1 protein-coding gene is annotated in these 21,079 nt (G+C 72.7%); it reads left to right on the top strand.

The window, feature by feature from the left end:
- The first annotated feature begins 9 nt into the window (after positions 1-9).
- Complete coding sequence (locus OG792_RS21780; protein WP_329101700.1) at positions 10-21,078, top strand: type I polyketide synthase; 21,069 nt, start codon at positions 10-12, stop codon at positions 21,076-21,078.
- Position 21,079 lies beyond the last annotated feature (1 nt).

Below are 21,079 nucleotides of genomic sequence, written 5' to 3'. Positions count from 1 at the left end.
AGGTTGGACATGTCTCAAGACGACAAGCTGCGGGACTACCTGCGGCGGGCCACGGCCGACCTGCAACAGTCCAAGCGCAGGCTGCGCCAGGCCGAGGCCAAGGACCACGAGCCCATCGCGATCGTCGCCATGGCCTGCCGCTACCCGGGCGGCGTCAGCACCCCCGAACAGCTGTGGGACCTCGTCGCCCAGGGCCGCGACGCGATCACCGAGTTCCCGACCGACCGGGGCTGGCACCTCGACGGACTGCTCGCCGGGGACGGCGAGCAGTCCGGCACCAGCTACGTCAACCAGGGCGGGTTCGTCTCCGGCGTCGCCGACTTCGACGCCGAGTTCTTCGGCATCAGCCCCCGCGAGGCGATCGCCACCGACCCGCAGCAGCGGCTCATGCTCGAAGTCTGCTGGGAGGCCGTCGAACGGGCCGGGATCGACCCGGACTCGCTGCGTGGCGAGCCCGTCGGCGTCTTCGCCGGCTCCGGCGTACAGGACTACCAGCACCTGGTGGCGGTCCTGCCGGAGTTCGCCGAGGCGTACATGAGCACCGCCAGCGTTGCCGCCGTCATCTCCGGCCGGGTGTCGTACGCCCTCGGCCTGGAGGGCCCGGCGCTGACCGTCGACACCGCCTGCTCGTCGTCGCTGGTCGCACTGCACCTGGCCATGCAGTCCCTGCGCCAGCGGGAATGTCGCCTCGCCCTGGCCGGCGGCGTCATGGTCATGTCCACGCCGTCGCCGTTCGTCGCCTTCAGCCGCCAGCGTGGGCTGGCGCCCGACGGCCGGTGCAAGGCGTTCTCCGACGCCGCCGACGGCACCGGATGGTCCGAGGGCATCGGCATGCTGCTGCTGGAACGGCTCTCCGACGCCCGGCGCAACGGCCACCGGGTGCTCGCCGTGCTGCGCGGCTCCGCCGTCAACCAGGACGGCGCCAGCAACGGCCTCACCGCCCCCAACGGCCCCGCACAGCAGCGCGTCATCCGCCAGGCACTGGCCAACGCCCAGGTCACCGCCGACCAGATCGACGTCGTGGAGGCCCACGGCACCGGCACCACCCTCGGCGACCCGATCGAGGCACAGGCACTGCTCGCCACGTACGGGCAGGACCGGCCCGCGGACCAGCCACTGCTGCTCGGCTCGATCAAGTCGAACATCGGCCACGCCCAGGCCGCCGCCGGGGTCGGCGGTGTGATCAAGATGGTCCAGGCGATGCGCCACGGCCTGGTGCCCAAAACGCTGCACGTCACCGAGCCGTCCCGGCACGTCGACTGGTCCGCCGGCCACGTCGAACTGCTCACCGAGGCTGTGAGTTGGCCCGAACACGGCCGCCCGCGCCGGGCCGCGGTGTCGTCGTTCGGCATCAGCGGCACGAACGCGCACATCATCATCGAGCAGGCGACCGCCGACGTACCGGCCGAGGAGGGCGACGAGCCGCCGGCCGAGCAGACGCTCACGGCCACCTGGCCCGCCGGGGTTCCGCTGCCACTGCCGGTGTCCGGCCGGGGCCCGGACGCGCTGCGGGCGCAGGCCGCCCGCCTCGCGTCCTTCATTACCGGTACGCCGGACGGGGCGCTGCCGGACGTCGCGTTCTCCCTCGGCACCACCCGATCGGCGCTGGACCACCGCGCCGTCGTCCTGGCCGCCGACCGGGCGTCGGCATTGGCCGGACTGGCGATCCTGACCGGCGACGCGGACGCCCCCGCGGTGACGGTCGTCCAGGGCCAGGTCCGTCCCGGTGCGACGGCGTTGTTGTTCACGGGTCAGGGTGCGCAGCGTCTCGGTATGGGTCGTGAGCTGTACGCGTCGTTCCCGGTGTTCGCGTCGTCGTTTGACGAGGTGTTGGCGGAGTTCGATCAGTATTTGGATCGTCCGCTGCGGGAGGTGGTGTGGGGCGACGACCAGGAGTTGTTGAATCGGACCGGGTACGCCCAGTGTGCGTTGTTCGCGGTGGAGGTGGCCCTGTTCCGGCTGCTGGAGTCGTGGGGTGTGCGGCCGGATTTTGTGGCTGGGCATTCGATTGGTGAGTTGGCGGCTGCGTTTGTGGCGGGTGTGTGGTCGTTGGCGGATGCGGTGCGGTTGGTGGCGGCGCGTGGTCGGTTGATGCAGGCGTTGCCGTCGGGTGGGGTGATGGCGTCGATCCGGGCGACCGAGGCGGAGGTGCTTGCTCGGCTCGGGGACGTGCCGGTCGGTGTCGCTGCGGTGAACGGTCCCGAGTCGGTGGTGGTGTCCGGAGCCGAGGATGCCGTGGCGGCGGTGGTGGCTCACTTCGAGGGCCTCGGCCGGCGGGTCTCGTGGCTGAAGGTGAGCCACGCGTTCCATTCGCCGTTGATGGATCCGATGTTGGCGGACTTTGCGGAGGTGGCGCGGGGGTTGTCGTACGCGGCTCCGAGGATCCCGTTCGTGTCGAATCTGACCGGTGCTCTGGCGACGGTGGATGAGTTGACGTCGCCTGATTACTGGGTGCGGCATGTTCGTGAGGTGGTGCGGTTCGCCGATGGTGTGGGTGCGTTGCGGGATCTTGGTGTGTCGCGGTTCGTTGAGGTGGGTCCGGACGGGGTGTTGACCGGGCTGGTGTCGCGCCTGCTCGATGACGCGGCGGTGGTGGCGACCGTACGGGCCGGGCGGGTCGAGTCGGAAACCGCTGTTGCCGCATTGGCTCAGTTGCACGTGTGGGGTGGGACGGTGGACTGGGCGGGGTTGTTCGCCGGGTCCGGTGGGTCGCGGGTGGACCTGCCGACGTACGCGTTCCAGCGGCAGCGGTACTGGTTGCAGGGCGAGCAGGTGACCGGCGACGTGACCGCCGCCGGCCTCGAAACCGCCGACCATCCACTGCTCGGTGCGGCCGTCATGCTCGCCGAGTCCGACAGCGTCGTCCTCACCGCGCGGCTGTCCGCACAGACCCACCCGTGGCTGGCCGATCACCGGGTCGGCGGCGCGATCCTGTTCCCCGGCACCGGTTTCGTGGAACTGGCCGTACGCGCCGGTGACCAGGTGCGCTGCGGCCTGCTGGACGAGCTGACCATCGAGGCGCCGCTGGTGTTGCCCGCTCATGGTGCGGTCCAGGTGCAGGTCGCCGTCGGCGCCGCCGACGACCGGGGAACCCGGCCCGTCACCGTCTACTCCCGGCGCCACGACCTGCTTGACGACCAGTCCTGGACCCGCAACGCCACCGGCGTGCTGTCCACCGGCGAGCAGCAGCCCGAGCCGATCGGCGCCTGGCCGCCGCCCGGAGCCCAGCCCGTCGACCTGACCGGGATGTACCAGCGGTTCACCGACGCCGGGATGGCGTACGGGCCCGTCTTCCAGGGCCTGACCGCCGCATGGACGCTGAACGGGCAGGTGTACGCCGAGGTCGAACTGCCCGACGCCGCGCACGCCGACGCGGAGCGGTTCGGGCTGCACCCCGCCGCGCTCGACGCCTGCCTGCACGCCGCCACCCTCACCGACACGATCGGCGAGCAGGTCGTGCTGCCGTTCGCCTGGTCCGGTACGACCCTGCACGCGACCGGTGCGACCCGGTTGCGCCTGCGGCTGACCCCGAACGGATCCGGGGCGCTCCGGCTCGACATCGCCGACGGCGCGGGTGACCCGGTCGCCACCGTCGCCGCGCTGACCCTGCGGCCCGTCGCGATCGAACAGCTCACCGCCGTCGGCGCCGGGGTGCACGACGCGCTGTACCGGATGTCCTGGACACCCGTGCCCACGGCCGGGGCGGTGCCCGCCGCCCGGTGGGTCGACTGGCACGACCTCGACACCACCCGGTCGGTGCCCACCACCGTCGCCTACCGCTGCCCCGAACCCGCCGGCCCCGCAACCATTGCCGGCGGTGACACCGGACCCGTCGCCGACGGCGACACCGGAACCATTGCCGACGGCGACACCGGAATCGTCGCCGATGCGCACCGGATCACGGCCGACGTGCTTGCCGTCGTGCGGGACTGGCTCGCCGACGAGCGCTACGCCGCCGCCCGCCTGGTGGTGCTCACCCGGCACGCGATCGGCGCCAGGGACGGCGAGGACGTCGACCCGCGTCACGCCGCCGTCTGGGGCCTGCTGCGCTCGGCGCAGTCCGAGCACCCGGGACGGTTCGCGCTCGTGGACACCGACGCCACGCCCGCCACCGAACACGCCCTCGCCGGACTCGCCCTGACCGGCGACCCGCAACTCGCGGTGCGCGACGGGGTCGCGTACGCGGGCACGCTGGCCCGGCTGCCGCGTACGATCGCCACCGCAGCGGTGTTCACCGGCGGCGGGACGGTGCTGGTCACCGGCGGCACCGGTGGCCTGGGCGCGCAGGTCGCCCGGCACCTGGTCGAACACCACGGGGTACGCCGGCTGCTGCTGGCCAGCCGCCGGGGCGACCGGGCACCGGACGCCGGACGGCTGCGCGCCGACCTCACCGCACTCGGCGCCCACGTCACCATCGCCGCCTGCGACGTCGCCGACCGCGAAGCGCTGACCGGGCTGCTCGCCACGATCCCGGCCGACCAGCCGCTCACCGCGGTCGTACACACCGCCGGTGTGCTGGATGACGGTGTGCTCGACGGGCTCACCCCGCAGCGGCTGGCCGCGGTACTGCGGCCCAAGCTCGACGCCGCCTGGCACCTGCACGAGCTGACCGCCGCGCTGCGGCTCGACGCGTTCGTGCTGTTCTCCGCATTCGCGGGCCTGCTCGGTGCCCCCGGACAGGGCAGCTACAGCGCCGCCAACACGTTCCTCGACGCGCTTGCCGCGCACCGGCGCGCCACCGGGCTACCCGCGCACTCCCTGGCCTGGGGTCTGTGGTCGGACGAGGCCGGGATGGCCGTGAACCTGCGCGGAGCCGATCGCTCCCGTATCTCGCGTGGCGGCGTGTACTCCATGTCGTCGGCCGAGGCGCTCGCACTGCTCGACGACTGCCTGCGTACGCCGGAAGCCGTTCTTGTGCCGGTCAAGCTGGACCTGGCCGCGCTGCGCGAGCGCGGCGGCGACCTGCCCGGCCTGCTCCGGGGCCTCGTCCCGGTGAGCCGCCGACGCAGCACCGGCGCCGCCGTCGGCGGTAGCACGCTGCAACGGCAGCTCTCCGCACTGCCCGCCGACGAGCGCGAACCGATGCTGCTGGACCTGGTACGCGAACGCGTCGCGCAGGTGCTCGCGTTCGGATCACCGCGCGCCGTCGCCGCCGACCGTGCCTTCACCGAACTCGGCTTCGACTCGCTGACCGCCGTCGAACTGCGCAACGCCCTGCACGAGGTCACCGGGCTACGGCTGCCCGCGACGCTGGTGTTCGACTATCCGACCCCGCAGGCGCTGGCCCGGCACCTGCTTGACGAGGTCGTCGGCGCGGCCCCCGCGACGGTCGTGACGTCGGTGGCAGCCGCCGCCGACGAGCCGATAGCGATCGTCGGCATGGCCTGCCGCTATCCGGGTGGGGTGAGCAGCCCGGAGGAGCTGTGGCGGCTGGTCGCCGACGGTGTCGACGCGATCTCGGAGTTTCCCGCCGACCGGGGCTGGGACCTGGACCGCCTCTACGACCCGTCGGGGGAGCGGCCGAACACGTCGTACACCCGCGAGGGCGGCTTCCTGCACGACGCCGCCCTGTTCGACCCCGGTTTCTTCGGGATCAGCCCGAACGAGGCGCTGACCATGGACCCGCAGCAGCGGCTGCTGCTGGAGTGCGTGTCCGAGGTGTTCGAGCGCGCCGGTGTCGACCCGTCGTCACTGCATGGCAGTGCGACCGGTGTCTACGCCGGCATGATGTACCACGACTACGCCGCCAACAGCAGCACCGGCGCGATCGCCTCCGGCCGGGTCTCGTACGTCTACGGCCTGGAGGGCCCGTCGGTCACCGTCGACACGGCCTGCTCGTCGTCGCTGGTGGCGCTGCACCTGGCCGCGCAGGCACTGCGGTCGGGGGAGTGCTCCCTCGCGCTGGTCGGTGGGGTGGCGGTGATGGCGACGCCGGAGGTCTTTGTCGAGTTCAGCCGCCAACGCGGCCTGGCCGCCGACGGCCGGGCCCGTTCGTTCGCCGACGGCACCAGCGGTACCAGCTGGGGCGAGGGCGCCGGTGTGCTGCTGGTCGAGCGGTTGTCCGACGCCGTTGCCAACGGTCACGAGGTGTTGGCGATCGTTCGTGGTACGGCGGTCAACCAGGACGGTGCGAGCAACGGTCTGACCGCTCCGAACGGTCCTTCGCAGCAGCGGGTGATTCGTCAGGCGCTCGCGAACGCGGGCCTGTCGGCCGCCGACGTGGACGCGGTGGAGGCGCACGGCACGGGTACGACCCTGGGTGATCCGATCGAGGCGCAGGCGTTGATCGCGACGTATGGGCAGGACCGGTCGCCGGACAGTCCGCTGTGGTTGGGGTCGATCAAGTCAAACCTGGGTCATACGCAGGCTGCCGCCGGTGTGGCGGGTGTGATCAAGATGGTGCAGGCGATGCGCCACGGGGTGCTGCCCAGAACCCTGCACGTGGACGAGCCGTCGCACAACGTGGACTGGTCGGCGGGTGCGGTTGAGTTGTTGACCGAGTCGCGGGACTGGGTGGTGAACGGTCGTCCCAGGCGAGCGGGGGTGTCGTCGTTCGGGATCAGCGGCACCAACGCGCACGTCATCCTCGAACAGGCGCCCGCGACGGGCGTGAGCACATCCGCCGGGACAACTCCGCCGTACGCCGTACCGCTGCTGCTGTCGGCCAAGACCGCCGCCGCGCTCCCCGATCAGGCAGCCCGCCTGCTGGCACACCTACGGGCCCGCTCCGAGCAGGAACTGCTCGACACCGGCCACACACTCGCCGGCCGCCCCGGCTACGAGTACCGCGCCGCCGTGCTCGCCGGTGACCGTACGAGCGCACTGGCCGGACTCGCGGGACTCGCGGGCGTGGCCGGCGACGCGGACGCCCCCGCGGTATCGGTCGTCCAGGGCCAGGTCCGTCCCGGTGCGACGGCGTTGTTGTTCACGGGTCAGGGTGCGCAGCGTCTCGGTATGGGTCGTGAGCTGTACGCGTCGTTCCCGGTGTTCGCGTCGTCGTTTGACGAGGTGTTGACGGAGTTCGATCAGTATTTGGATCGTCCGCTGCGGGAGGTGGTCTGGGGCGACGACCAGGAACTGCTGAACCGGACCGGGTACGCCCAGTGTGCGTTGTTCGCGGTGGAGGTGGCCCTGTTCCGGCTGCTGGAGTCGTGGGGTGTGCGGCCGGATTTTCTGGCTGGGCATTCGATTGGCGAGTTGGCGGCTGCGTTTGTGGCGGGTGTGTGGTCGTTGGCGGATGCGGTGCGGTTGGTGGCGGCGCGGGGTCGGTTGATGCAGGCGTTGCCGGCCGGCGGGGTGATGGCCTCGGTGCAGGCGACCGAGGCGGAGGTGCTTGCCCGGCTCGGGGATGTGCCGGTGGGGATCGCGGCGGTGAACGGTCCGGAGTCGGTGGTGGTGTCCGGGGCGGAAGATGCCGTGGCGGCGGTGGTCGCGTACTTCGAGGGTCTGGGTCGGCGTGTTGGCCGGTTGCGGGTGTCGCACGCGTTCCATTCGCCGTTGATGGATCCGATGTTGGCGGACTTTGCGGAGGTGGCGCGGGGGTTGGCTTTCTCGGCTCCGAGGATCCCGATCGTGTCGAATCTGACCGGTGCGCTGGCGGCGGCGGATGAGTTGACGTCGCCTGATTACTGGGTGCGGCACGTTCGTGAGGCGGTGCGGTTCGCCGATGGTGTGGGCGCGTTGCGGGATCTTGGTGTGTCGCGGTTCGTTGAGGTGGGTCCGGACGGGGTGTTGACCGGTCTGGTGTCGCGCATCCTGGACGACGCCCCGGTCGCGGCGATCATGCGGGCCGGTAGGGCCGAGTCGGAGACGGTTGTCGCTGCTCTGGCTCAGTTGCATGTGTGGGGTGGGGTGGTGGACTGGGCGGGGTTGTTCGCCGGGTCCGGTGGGTCGCGGGTGGACCTGCCGACGTACGCGTTCCAACGGCAGCGGTACTGGCTCGACACCCGCGACTACCTGCTCGGATTCTGGCCCACCGGCGGTGACCTCGCCTCCGCCGGCCTGGGCGAACTGGACCATCCGCTGCTCGGCGCACTCGTCGCCGCGCCGACCTCCGACGGGCTCGTGCTCACCGGCCGACTCTCGCTGGCCGCCCAGCCGTGGCTCGCCGACCACGCCGTCCTCGGCACCGTGCTGCTGCCCGGCTCCGGCCTGGTCGAACTCGCCGTGCAGGCCGGTGACCGCATCGGCTGCGACCTGCTGGAGGAACTCACCCTGCAAGCCCCGTGCGTACTGCCCGAGCACGGTGGGGTTGCCGTACAGGTTGTCGTCGGGGCTCGCGACGAGACGGGCCGCCGCCCGCTCGCCGTGTACGGCCGGATCGACGATGCCGGCCAGGACACGCCGTGGACCCAGCATGCCGCTGGCGTACTCACCACCGGTGCACCCGAGGCCGGCTTCGACCTGGCACAGTGGCCGCCGGCCGGGGCCGTACCGGTCGACACCGCCGACGCCTACCCCCGGCTGCTGGACCGGGGTTACGCGTACGGGCCCGTGTTCCGGGGGCTCACCGCGGCGTGGCGGGCCGGTGACGACGTGTACGCCGAGGTGAACCTGCCCGAGCAGGCGCACGACGACGCCGACCGGTTCGCGCTGCACCCGGCGCTGCTCGACGCCGCCATGCACGCGGCGCTGCTCGATGACGGTGCCGACGCCGTGCTGCCGTTCGCGTGGACCGGTGTCGTCCTGCACTCCGGCGGCGCGCGGTCGCTGCGCGTACACCTGACCACCTCGTCCCGCAACGCGCTCGTGTTGCGACTCGCGGACGCCGCGGGACGGCCGGTCGCCACCGTCGGATCGGTGGCGGGCCGTCCGGTCTCCGCCGAGCAGCTCGGCAGCACCGCCCCGGAGCCGCTCTACGCGATCGAGTGGACCCCGCTCGCCGTGCCGGCGACCGCCACGGTCCTCACCGGCTGGCCGGAGGACGAGACGACCGAGGTCGGCGGGGACATCGTCCACAGCTGCCCGCAGGTGCCGGGCGAGCCGCCGCACGCCGCGTACGAGAGCACCACGGGAACGCTGGGTGTCCTGCGGTCCTTCCTGGCACAGGACCGGTTCAGCGGATCACGGCTGGTCGTCGTGACCCGGAACGCGGTGCCGGTGGACGGCACCGACGTCGACCTCGCGCAGGCCCCGGTGTGGGGCCTGGTGCGCGCGGCCCAGGCGGAGAACCCCGACCGGTTCCTACTGATCGACTCCGACGGCACCGACGCGTCGACCGTGCTGCTGGGAGCCGCCGTCGCCACCGGGGAACCCGAGATGGTGCTCCGGGACGGCCTGGCCCGGGCGCCTCGCCTGGCCCGCGTCGTGACCACGCCCACGCCCCCGCTCGCGACCACGCCCCCGCTCGCGACCACGCCCCCGCCCGCGAGCACGCCCGCGACTGCGCTGGCGGGCACCTCCGCGAGCACACCCGCCGCCCCGGTGTTCTCCGGGGAGGGCACGGTGCTGGTCACCGGTGGCACCGGCGGGCTCGGCGCGCTCGTCGCCCGGCACCTGGTGACCGCGTACGGCGTGCGCTCGCTGATGTTGACCTCCCGTCGGGGCGCTGCCGCGCCCGGTGCCGTGGAGCTGCGGCGGGAGCTGGAGGCGCTTGGCGCACGGGTGCAGGTAGCCGCCTGCGACGTGTCCGTCCGGGCCGCCGTCTCCGACCTGCTCGCGGGCATCCCCGATCTGTCCGGTGTGGTGCACGCGGCCGGAGCCATGCACAACGGCCTCGTCGGCACGATGACCGACGAGCAGGTACGGGACGTGTTCGCGCCCAAGGCCGACGCTGCCTGGCACCTGCACGAGCTGACCTTGGGCCGGGACCTGTCCGCGTTCGTCCTGTTCTCCTCGGCCGGCGGACTGGTGCTCGCCGCCGGGCAGGCCAACTACGCCGCCGCCAACGTGTTCCTCGACGCGCTCGCCGCGTACCGCCGCGCCGCCGGGCTGGCCGCGACGTCGCTCGCGTTCGGCCTGTGGAGCGTCGACTCCGGTCTCGGCCACACCGACAGCCCCGGCGGCTCGCTCGCCGACACCGAGCAGCGCATGCGCCGCCTCGGCCTGCCCGCGCTGACCGTGGCCGAGGGCCTGGCCGGGTTCGATGCCGGGCTGGCGTCGGGCCGGGCGGCGGTCGCGCCGCTGCGGGTGGACGTGCCCGCGCTGCGGGCCCGCGCCGACACACTGCCGGCGCTGCTACGCGGCCTGTCGGGCCCGCGCCCGCGCCGCGGCACCGCCGTGGTGGGGGATACGGGTACGTCCAACGCCCTCGCGGCCCGCCTGGCCGGGGTGGCGGAGGCGGATCGTGCGGGTGTGGTTCTTGATGTTGTGCGGGTGCATGCGGCTGCGGTGTTGGGTCATTCGGGTGCGGGTGCGATTGAGCCTGGTCGGGCGTTTGGTGAGTTGGGTTTTGATTCGTTGAGTGCGGTGGAGTTGCGGAACCGTTTGCAGGACGCCGTCGGGGTGCGGTTGCCGGCGACGTTGGTGTTCGATTTCCCGTCGGCGTCTGCCGTGGCGGCGCATGTGTTGGGTTTGGTCGCGGGTGTGGTGCGGGCGGTGGCCCCGGTCGCGGTCACGGGTGTCAACGCGGATGAGCCGGTCGCGATTGTGGGTATGGCGTGTAGGTATCCGGGTGGTGTGGACAGTCCGGAGAGTTTGTGGGGTTTGGTTGCGAACGGCATTGACGCCGTCGGTGATTTTCCGGTGGATCGGGGTTGGGATCTGGCCGGAATTTATGACCCTTCCGGGGTGCGGCCGAATACGTCGTATACGCGGCGGGGTGGGTTTCTTTATGATGCGGCGGGGTTTGATGCTGGTTTCTTCGGGATTAGTCCGAATGAGGCGTTGGTGATGGATCCGCAGCAGCGGTTGTTGTTGGAGTGTTCGTGGGAGGCGTTGGAGGGGGCGGGTGTTGATCCGGGGTTGTTGCGGGGGTCGGGGACGGGTGTGTATGTGGGGGTGATGTATCACGATTATGGGTTGGGTGTGTTTGCGGGTTCGTCGGCGGGTGGGAGTTTGGTGTCGGGGCGGGTGTCGTATTCGTTGGGGTTGGAGGGGCCGTCGGTGACGGTGGATACGGCGTGTTCGTCGTCGTTGGTGGCGTTGCATTTGGCGGTGCAGGCGTTGCGGTCGGGTGAGTGTTCGTTGGCGTTGGCTGGTGGTGTGGCGGTGATGGGTTCGGCGGATATGTTTGTGGAGTTTTCCCGTCAGCGGGGGTTGGCGCCGGATGGTCGGTGTAAGTCGTTTTCGGCGTCGGCTGATGGTGCGGGTTGGGCCGAGGGCGTTGGGGTGTTGTTGGTTGAACGGTTGTCGGACGCGATCGCGAACGGACACGAGGTCCTGGCGATTGTTCGTGGTACGGCGGTGAATCAGGATGGGGCGAGTAATGGTTTTTCGGCGCCGAATGGTCCGTCGCAGCAGCGGGTGATCCGGCAGGCGCTCGCGAACGCCGGGTTGACCTCCTCCGATGTGGACGCGGTGGAGGCGCATGGTACCGGCACCACGCTCGGTGATCCGATCGAGGCGCAGGCGGTCATCGCGACGTACGGTCAGGACCGGCCTGCGGACCGGCCGTTGTGGTTGGGGTCGATCAAGTCGAACATGGGTCACGCGCAGGCGGCGGCTGGTGTCGCGGGTGTGATCAAGATGGTCCAGGCGATGCGTCACGGGGTCCTACCGAAGACGTTGCACGTCGACGCCCCGTCACCGAACGTGGACTGGACCGCCGGCGCGGTGGAGTTGCTGACCGAGGCCCAGCCCTGGCCGAGCAACGGGCACCCCCGGTGTGCGGGCATCTCCTCCTTCGGCATCAGCGGCACCAACGCCCACATCGTCATGGAGGAGGCACCCGCCGCACCCGTCGTGGCGCAGCCGGTGGTGACTGAACTCCCGCTCGCGCTTCTGCCGCTGTCCGCCAAGACAGAGCCCGCCCTCGCGGCACAGGCAGCGTCGCTGCACCACCATTTGACCGGACACCCCGACCTGCGCCCACTGGACCTCGGTTACGCCACCGCGACCACCCGGGCCACCTTCGAACACCGAGCGGTCGTACTCGCCCCGGACCGTACGTCCGCGCTGGCCGGGCTCGCGTCACTGGCCGGTCTCCCACCGGTAGCCGCGCCGGACGCGCTCGTCCACGCGACGGCGCCGGGTGACACCGCGCCGGCCGTCGTCAGCGGATCACCGCGTCCGGGATCCACCGCGCTGTTGTTCACGGGTCAGGGCGCGCAGCGGATCGGCATGGGCCGTGAGCTGTACCCGTCGTTCCCCGTCTTCGCGTCGTCGTTTGACGAGGTCCTGTCCAGTTTCGATCAGTACCTGGACCGTCCGCTCCGGGAGGTGGTGTGGGGTGACGACCAGGGGTTGTTGAACCGGACCGGCTACGCGCAGTGTGCGTTGTTCGCCGTTGAGGTGGCCCTGTTCCGGCTGCTGGAGAGCTGGGGTGTGCGGGCGGACTACCTGGCCGGGCACTCGATCGGTGAGTTGTCCGCCGCGTACGTGGCGGGGGTGTGGTCGTTGGCGGATGCGGTGCGGTTGGTGGCGGCGCGCGGCCGGCTGATGCAGGCGCTGCCGGACGGTGGGGTGATGGTCTCGATCCAGGCGACCGAGGCCGAGGTTGTCGAGGCGCTGCTCCGGGTGCCCGGCACCGAGGTCGGCATCGCCGCCGTCAACGGTCCGCAGGCGGTCGTCGTCTCCGGGCAGGGCGACGCGGTCGCCGTACTGGCCGCGCAGTTCGAGGCATCGGGTCGGCGGGTGTCCCGGCTGAAGGTGTCGCACGCGTTTCACTCGCCGCTGATGGACCCGATGCTCGCCGAGTTCGAGCAGGTCGCACAGAGCTTGACCTACCACTCTCCGACGATCGCCATGGTGTCGAACCTGACCGGTCGGCCCGCCGATCCCGACGACCTCACGTCGGCGCGCTACTGGGTCCGGCACGTACGGGAAGCGGTGCGCTTCGCCGACGGCGTCGACGCGCTGCGGGAACTCGGCGTGTCCCGGTTCGTGGAGATCGGGCCGGACGCCGTGCTGACCGGACTCGTGTCGCGGATGCTGGACGACGCTTCGGCGGTCGCCACCATCCGGGCCGGACGCGCCGAATCCGGCACCACCCTCACGGCGCTGGCCCAGCTGCACGTCTGGGGCGCGACCGTGGACTGGGCCAGGCTGTACGCCGGCACCGGCGCGACCAGGGTCGGCCTGCCGACGTACCCGTTCCAGCGGGAGCGGTACTGGCTGTACGCCGACCGTACGGCCGGCGACGTCACCGCGGCGGGCCTGGAGGAAACCGATCATCCCCTGCTGGGCGCGGCCGTCGTGCTCGCCGAGTCCGACACCGCGCTGCTGACCGGCCGCCTGTCGACCGCGTCGCACGGTTGGCTCGCCGACCACGCCGTGCTGGGCAGCGTGCTGCTGCCGGGGACCGGGTTCGTCGAACTCGCCCTGCACGCCGGTGACCGGGTCGGCTGCGACCTGCTGGAGGAACTCACCCTGCACGCACCGCTGGTGCTGCCCGACCAGGACGCACGCGCGATCCAGGTCAGCGTCGGCGCGGCGAGCCCGGACGGGCGGCGTACGGTGACCGTCCACTCCGGGACCCGGGACACCGCGTCACCGTGGACCCTGCACGCCGAGGGGGTGCTGGCCCCGACCGCCCCGACGCCCGGTTTCGACCTGGCCCAGTGGCCACCCGCCGGAGCGGTGCCGGTGCCGCTGGACGACGCGTACCAGCAGCTTGCCGAGCGCGGTTACGGCTACGGGCCGGTGTTCCGGGGGCTCACCGCGCTGTGGCGTACCGGCGAGCAGTTGTTCGCCGAGGTCACGCTGCCGGAACAGGCACACGGGGACGCCGCCCGGTTCGGGCTGCACCCGGCTCTGCTCGACGCGACCATGCACGCGCTCGCGCTCGGCGGCCTGGAGGACGGCGCCGACGCCGCGCGTACCGTGCTGCCGTTCTCCTGGGCCGGGGTGTCGCTGCACGCCGTCGGAGCGACCGCGCTGCGGGTGCGGCTCACCCCGACCGGCCGGGACGCGCTGCGTCTGGAACTCGCCGACCGGTCCGGCCTGCCGGTGGCGTCGGTGCGGGCACTGACCCTGCGACCGGTCTCCACCGAGCAACTCCTGGCCCGTGGGACGTACCACGAATCGGTGTTCGAGACCCACTGGCGGCCGTGTCCGCTGCCCGAGTCGACCGGCGCGACGGTCCCCGCCCGGGACACCGTCGGCGCCGGCCCGGTCCCGCCGGTCGTGGTCTTCGAGGCGTACGGTCTCGGGGTCGACGTCCCGGCGGCGCTGCGGGACGTGACGTCGCAGACCCTCGCGGTCCTGCGTGACTGGTTGTCGCAGGACCGCTTCGCCGGTGCCCGGCTGGTCGTGCTGACCAGGGACGCGGTGTCGGTCGACGGGTCCCCGGTGACCGACCCGGCCGGCGCTGCCGTGTGGGGCCTGGTGCGTTCCGCCCAGGCCGAGAACCCGGACAGGTTCACGCTGGTCGACACCGACGGTACGACCGCGTCCACGGCGGTACTCGCCGCCGCGGCGGCCACCGGCGAACCGGAACTCGCACTGCGCGACGGTAGCGCCGCCGTACCGCGCCTGGACCGTGTCCCGGTGCACACCGGCGAACCGGCCCGGCCCGCGTTCTCCGACCGGGGCACGGTGCTGGTCACCGGCGGCACCGGTGGCCTGGGCGCGCTCGTGGCCCGGCACCTGGTGACCGCGTACGGGGTGCGTTCGCTGGTGTTGACCTCCCGCCGGGGGCCGGCCGCGCCGGGCGCCGGGGACCTGCGCGGGGAACTGGAGTCGCTCGGCGCCCGGGTACGCGTGGTCGCCTGCGACGTCGCCGACCGCGCGGCCGTACGGGAGCTGGTCGACGGGATCCCGGACCTGTCCGGCGTGGTGCACGCCGCCGGGGCGCCGGGCAACGGCCTCATTCCCGACCTCACCGCCGAACTGGTAGACGAGGCACTGCGGCCCAAGGCCGACGCCGCCTGGCACCTGCACGAGGCCACCCGCGAGCACGAACTCTCCGCGTTCGTGCTGTTCTCCTCGGCGGGCGGCCTCGTCCTCGCCGCCGGCCAGGGCGGCTACGCCGCCGCGAACACGTTCCTGACCGGCCTCGCCGAGCACCGGCACGCCAACGGCCTGCCGGCGACCGCGATGGCGTTCGGCCTGTGGGACACCGAAACCGGCCTCAGTGGCCTGCTCACGGCGGCCGACCGGGCCCGGATGCGGCGACTGGGCCTGCCGGCCCTGTCCGTCGCCGACGGCCTGGCCGGGTTCGACGCGGGGCTTGTCTCCGGGCGGGCGGTCGTGGTCCCGATGGGGGTCGACGTGGCCGTGCTGCGTGGACGCGGCGACGTCCTGCCCGCGCTGCTGCGCGGACTCGGCGGGACGCGTACGCGCCGGAGCGCGGCGGCGGCGGTGGGCGCACCCGGCGGGCCGGCGGCCCGGTTCGCGGCGCTGCCCGAGACGGAACGCGAGGGTGCCGTGCTCGACGTGATCCGGGCGCAGGCCGCGGCGGTGCTCGGGCACGCCGGGCCGGCGGCCATCGAACCCGACCGGGCGTTCGGCGACCTCGGCTTCGACTCGCTGAGCGCGGTCGAGCTGCGCAACCGGCTACAGGAGGCGGTCGGGGTACGGCTGCCCGCGACGCTGGTCTTCGACTACCCGTCCGCGGTCGCGGTGGCCCGGCACGTGCTGTCCCTGCTGTCCGGCGTACGCGTCGACCTGCCGGCCGTGTCGGCGACGGTCGGTTCCGACGACGCGATAGCGATCGTCGGGATGGCCTGCCGCTATCCGGGCGGGGTGAGCAGCCCGGAGGAGCTGTGGCGGCTGGTCGCCGGTGGGGTGGACGCGGTCGGGGACTTCCCGGCCGACCGGGGCTGGGACGTCGGCCGCCTGCACGACCCCTCCGGTGAGCGCCCCGGCAGCTCCTACACCCGGCACGGCGGTTTCCTCTACGACGCCGCCGACTTCGAGCCCGGTTTCTTCGGGATCAGCCCGAACGAGGCGTTGTCGATGGATCCGCAGCAGCGGTTGCTGCTGGAGTGTTCGTGGGAGGCGCTGGAGCGGGCCGGGATCGATCCGCCGTCGCTGCGTGGCAGTGCGACCGGTGTCTACGCCGGCATGATGTACCACGACTACGCGTACAACAGCAGCACCGGTGCGATCGCCTCCGGCCGGGTGTCGTACACGTTCGGCTTCGAGGGCCCGTCGGTCACCGTCGACACCGCGTGCTCGTCGTCGCTGGTGGCGCTGCACCTGGCCGCGCAGGCGTTGCGGTCGGGGGAGTGCTCGCTCGCGCTGGTCGGCGGGGTGGCGGTGATGGCGACGCCGGAGGTTTTCGTCGAGTTCAGCCGCCAGCGTGGTCTGTCGGCCGACGGGCGCTGCAAGTCGTTCGCGGCGTCCGCCGACGGCACCGGCTGGGCCGAGGGTGCGGGGGTCCTCCTGGTCGAGCGGCTGTCGGATGCGATCACCAACGGTCACGAGGTGTTGGCGATCGTGCGTGGTACGGCGGTCAACCAGGACGGTGCGAGCAACGGTCTGACCGCTCCGAATGGTCCTTCGCAGCAGCGGGTGATCCGTCAGGCGCTCGCGAACGCGGGCCTGAGCGCCGCCGACGTGGACGCGGTCGAGGCGCACGGCACGGGTACGACGTTGGGTGATCCGATCGAGGCGCAGGCGTTGATCGCGACGTACGGGCAGGACCGCTCGTCGGACAATCCGCTCTGGTTGGGGTCGATCAAGTCGAACATGGGTCACGCGCAGGCCGCCGCCGGTGTGGCCGGTGTGATCAAGATGGTGCAGGCGATGCGCCACGGGGTGTTGCCGAAGACGTTGCACGTGGACGAGCCGTCGCACAACGTGGACTGGTCCGCCGGTGCGGTTGAGTTGTTGACCGAGTCGCGGGACTGGACGGTCAACGGTCATCCCCGGCGAGCGGGGGTGTCGTCGTTCGGGATCAGCGGCACCAACTCGCACGTCATCCTCGAAGAGGCCGCGCCACGGCCCATGCAGCCCGTCGCGGCGCCCCTGCCGTCGGTGCCGCTGCTGCTCAGCGCGCGTGGCGTGGACGCGCTGCGCGAGCAGGCCGGGCGACTGCGTGAACACCTCGTCGTACTGCCCGAGTGGCGTGGTGACGACGTCGCCCGTACGCTCGCCGGCCGGCCGCTGTTCGACCACCGGGCCGTCGTGTGGGCCGCTGACCGGCACACCGCGCTCGCCGAGCTGGCCGCGCTGGCGACCGGTCAGGGCAGCGGCGCGGTCGCCACCGGCATCGCGAAGACCGGCGCCACCGCCTTCCTGTTCACCGGCCAGGGCGCGCAGCGGATCGGCATGGGCCGTGAGCTGTACGCCGCGTTCCCGGTGTTCGCGTCCGCGTTCGACCAGCTCCTCACCGAGTTCGACACTCACCTCGACCTCCCCCTGCGTGACGTGATCTGGGGCGACGACCAGGAGCTGCTGAACCGGACCGGGTACGCCCAGTGCGCCCTGTTCGCCATCGAGGTGGCGCTGTTCCGGCTCCTCGAAAACTGGGGTGTGCGGCCGGACTTCCTGGCCGGTCACTCGATTGGTGAGCTGGCCGCCGCGTACCTGGCGGGTGTCTGGTCACTGCCGGACGCGGTTCGGTTGGTGGCGGCGCGGGGCCGGTTGATGCAGGCGCTGCCGGACGGCGGGGTGATGGCGTCGATTCAGGCGACCGAGGCCGAGGTCGGCGAGCTGCTGTCGACGGTCGCGGCCGAGCCCCGACCCGTACGCAAGCGGGCAGCCGGCGGCCGGCGTGCCGCCCCGGCGGGCGGTGCGACAGTGGACCTGGTGGGGGTCGCGGCCGTCAACGGGCCGGAGTCCGTGGTGGTGTCCGGGGCGGAACAGGCCGTCGCGGCGGTGGTCGCCCACTTCGAGGGGCTCAACCGGCGGGTCTCGTGGCTGAAGGTGAGCCACGCGTTCCACTCGCCGCTGATGGAGCCGATGCTCGCCGAGTTCCGCAAGGTCACGCAGGAGCTGTCCTACCGGGAGCCGACACTGCCGGTGGTGTCCAACGTGTCCGGCCGCCTCGCCGAGCCCGACGAGCTGACCGACGCCGAGTACTGGGTGCGCCACGTGCGGGAGGCGGTGCGCTTCGCCGACGGCGTGAGCACGCTGCGGGAACTGGGCGCCGCCCGGTACGTCGAGATCGGTCCGGACGCCGTACTGGCCGGACTGGTCACCAGGATGCTCGGCGACGTCGGCGCGGTCGCGACCGTACGGGCCGGACGTGCCGAGGTCGACACCACCCTCGCCGTGGTGGCGCAACTGCACCTCCGGGGCGGGGCGGTGGACTGGGCCAGGCTGCTCGGTACGCCCACCACCCGGCTGGACCTGCCGACGTACCCGTTCCAGCGGCAGCGGTTCTGGTTGCAGGTCGACCGGGGTGCCGCCGACGCCGGCTCGTCCGGGCTCGACCCGGCCGAGCACCCACTGCTGAGCGTCGTGGTCCCCGAACCCGACGGCGAAGGGGTGGTGCTGACCGGGCGGCTGTCCACCGAAGCCGTTCCGTGGCTGGCCGACCACGCCGTACTCGGCACCGTCATGGTGCCCGGCACCGGCCTGGTCGAGCTGGCCCTGCACGCCGGCCGCCAGGTCGGCGCCGGGACCCTGGAGGAGCTGACCCTCCAGGCCCCGCTGCTGCTGCCGGCGCACGCCCCGGTCGCGGTGCAGGTGCGCGTCGGCACGCCGGACGCCGCCGGTCGGCGCCCGGTCACCGTCCACTCCCGGCCGCAGGGCGCGGCCGCCGAGGTGCCGTGGACCAGGCACGCCGACGGGACGCTGGCGATCGACACCGGTACGCCCGGCACCGACGACCTGACCTCGTGGCCGCCGCCGGGTGCCGACGGGATCGACGTCACCGGCGCGTACGAGCTGCTGGCCGAGCACGGCTACCGCTACGGGCCGGCGTTCCGGGGACTGCGCGCCGCCTGGCGACGCGGCGACGAGATCTTCGCCGAGGTCGCGCTGCCCGCCCCGGCCGCCGACGAGGCGCACCTGTTCGGGGTGCACCCGGCGCTGCTCGACGCGGCCCTGCACGCGCCGATGCTGACCGCCGACGCGGGCGGGCAGGCGATGCTGCCGTTCTCCTGGACGGGCGTGACCCTGCACGCCGCCGGGGCGGCCGTGGCTCGGGTCCGGCTGACCCCGACCGGGCCGCACGCGTACGTCGTCACGCTCGCCGACCGGGCCGGCCGCCCGGTGCTGACCGTCACCTCGCTGGTCTCCCGCCCGGTCGCCGCCGAGCAGCTCACCGGCCCGGTCGACGGCGCGAACGCGATGTTCCGCCTGGACTGGGCACCGCTCGCGGTGACGACCGCCGCCGGCCCGGAGCCGGTGGCGTGGGCGGACCTGCCCGCCGCCGGGGCCGTTGCGCCGCTGGTGCGCTACGACTGCGCCCGCCGCACACCCGGCCCGGCCGCCGCCCGCCGGACCACCTCGGAGGTGCTGGTGGTGCTGCAACGCTGGGCCGCCGAACCCCGCTTCGCGCAGTCCCAACTCGTCGTCGTGACCAGCGGTGCGGTGCCGGTGGGGAGCGTCGACGTGGACGTCACGCAGGCGCCGGTGTGGGGCCTGGTACGCGCCGCGCAGGCCGAGCACCCGGGCCGGTTCACCCTGGTGGACACCGACGACCCCGCCGGGAGCGCCGGCCCGGTCGCCGCCGTGCTCGCCGCCGGTGAACCCGAGGCAGCCGTACGCGGCGGCGCGGTGTGGGTGCCCCGGCTGGTCCGGGCCACCGGCTCGGGTGAGCCGGTCCCGCTGGACGGTGGGACCGTCCTGGTCACCGGCGGCACCGGCGGGCTCGGCGCGCTGGTGGCCCGGCACCTGGTCGGCGCGTACGGGGTGCGGCGGCTGCTGTTGACCGGTCGCCGTGGACCCGACGCGCCCGGTGCGGCCGAGTTGCGGGCCGAACTGGAGGCGCTCGGCGCCGACGTCACGATCGCGGCCTGCGACGTGTCCGACCGGGCCGCGCTCGCCGCCCTGCTCGACACCGTGCCCGCCGACCAGCCGTTGACCGCGGTGGTGCACGCGGCGGGGGTGTTGGACGACGGCGTGCTCGGCTCACTGACCCCGGACCGGATCGGTACGGTGTTCGCGCCGAAGGCCGACGCGGCGTGGCACCTGCACGAGCTGACCGGCGACCTGACCGCGTTTGTCATGTTCTCCTCGGTCGCCGGCACGCTCGGCGGCCCCGGTCAGGGCAATTACGCCTCGGCGAACGGGTTCCTCGACGGGCTGGCCGCGCACCGCCGGGCGGCCGGGCTGCCCACCTGGTCACTGGCCTGGGGGCTGTGGAGCGGCGTCGGCATGGGCGGCGAACTGGACGACGCCGACCTGGCCCGGATGGCCCGGCAGGGCTTCCCCGCACTGACCGCCGACGCCGGGCTCGCGCTGCTCGACGCCGCCCTGTGCACCGACGACGCCTGCCTCACGCTGACACCGCTGGACCTCGGGGTGCTGCGGGGGAGGGCGGCCGCCGTACCGACGGTGTTGCGTGGGCTGGTCCGCGCCGGCCGACCGGCCCGGTCGGAGGCGGCGGCCGGGGATGGTGCCGCGCTGTTGCGCCGCCTCGCCGGACTGACCGAGCCGGAACGCCGCGACCTGCTGCTCGACCTGGTACGCGCCCAGGCGGCGGTCGTACTTGGGCACAGCGGCCCGGCCGCGATCGACCCCGAGCGGGCGTTCAGCGAGCTGGGATTCGACTCGCTGAGCGCGGTCGAGTTCCGCAACAGCCTCAACCAGGCCGTCGGGCTGCGGTTGCCCGCGACGCTGGTGTTCGACTATCCGACCGCCGGGGTGCTGGCCGAGCACCTGGCGACCGAACTGGACCCCGGCGCCGGTGATCCGGCCGGGGCCCAGGAGGAGCAGGTACGCCGCATCCTGCAAGCCATCCCGCTGCATCGGCTGCGCGACGCGGGCCTGCTCGACAGCCTGCTCGAACTGGGCGGGGCACGGGCCGGCCGGGCGACCGAGCCGGACACCGTGGCCGAGGGCGGATCCATTGACGACATGGACGTGGAGAGCCTGATCAGCATGGCGTTGGACGGCTCCGACCGTGACGAGACAGGGGAGTGAT

The sequence above is a fragment of the Micromonospora sp. NBC_01699 genome (assembly GCF_036250065.1).
In the GTDB taxonomy this organism is placed as follows: domain Bacteria; phylum Actinomycetota; class Actinomycetes; order Mycobacteriales; family Micromonosporaceae; genus Micromonospora_G.
This window is presented reverse-complemented; position numbering and strand designations above follow the sequence as displayed.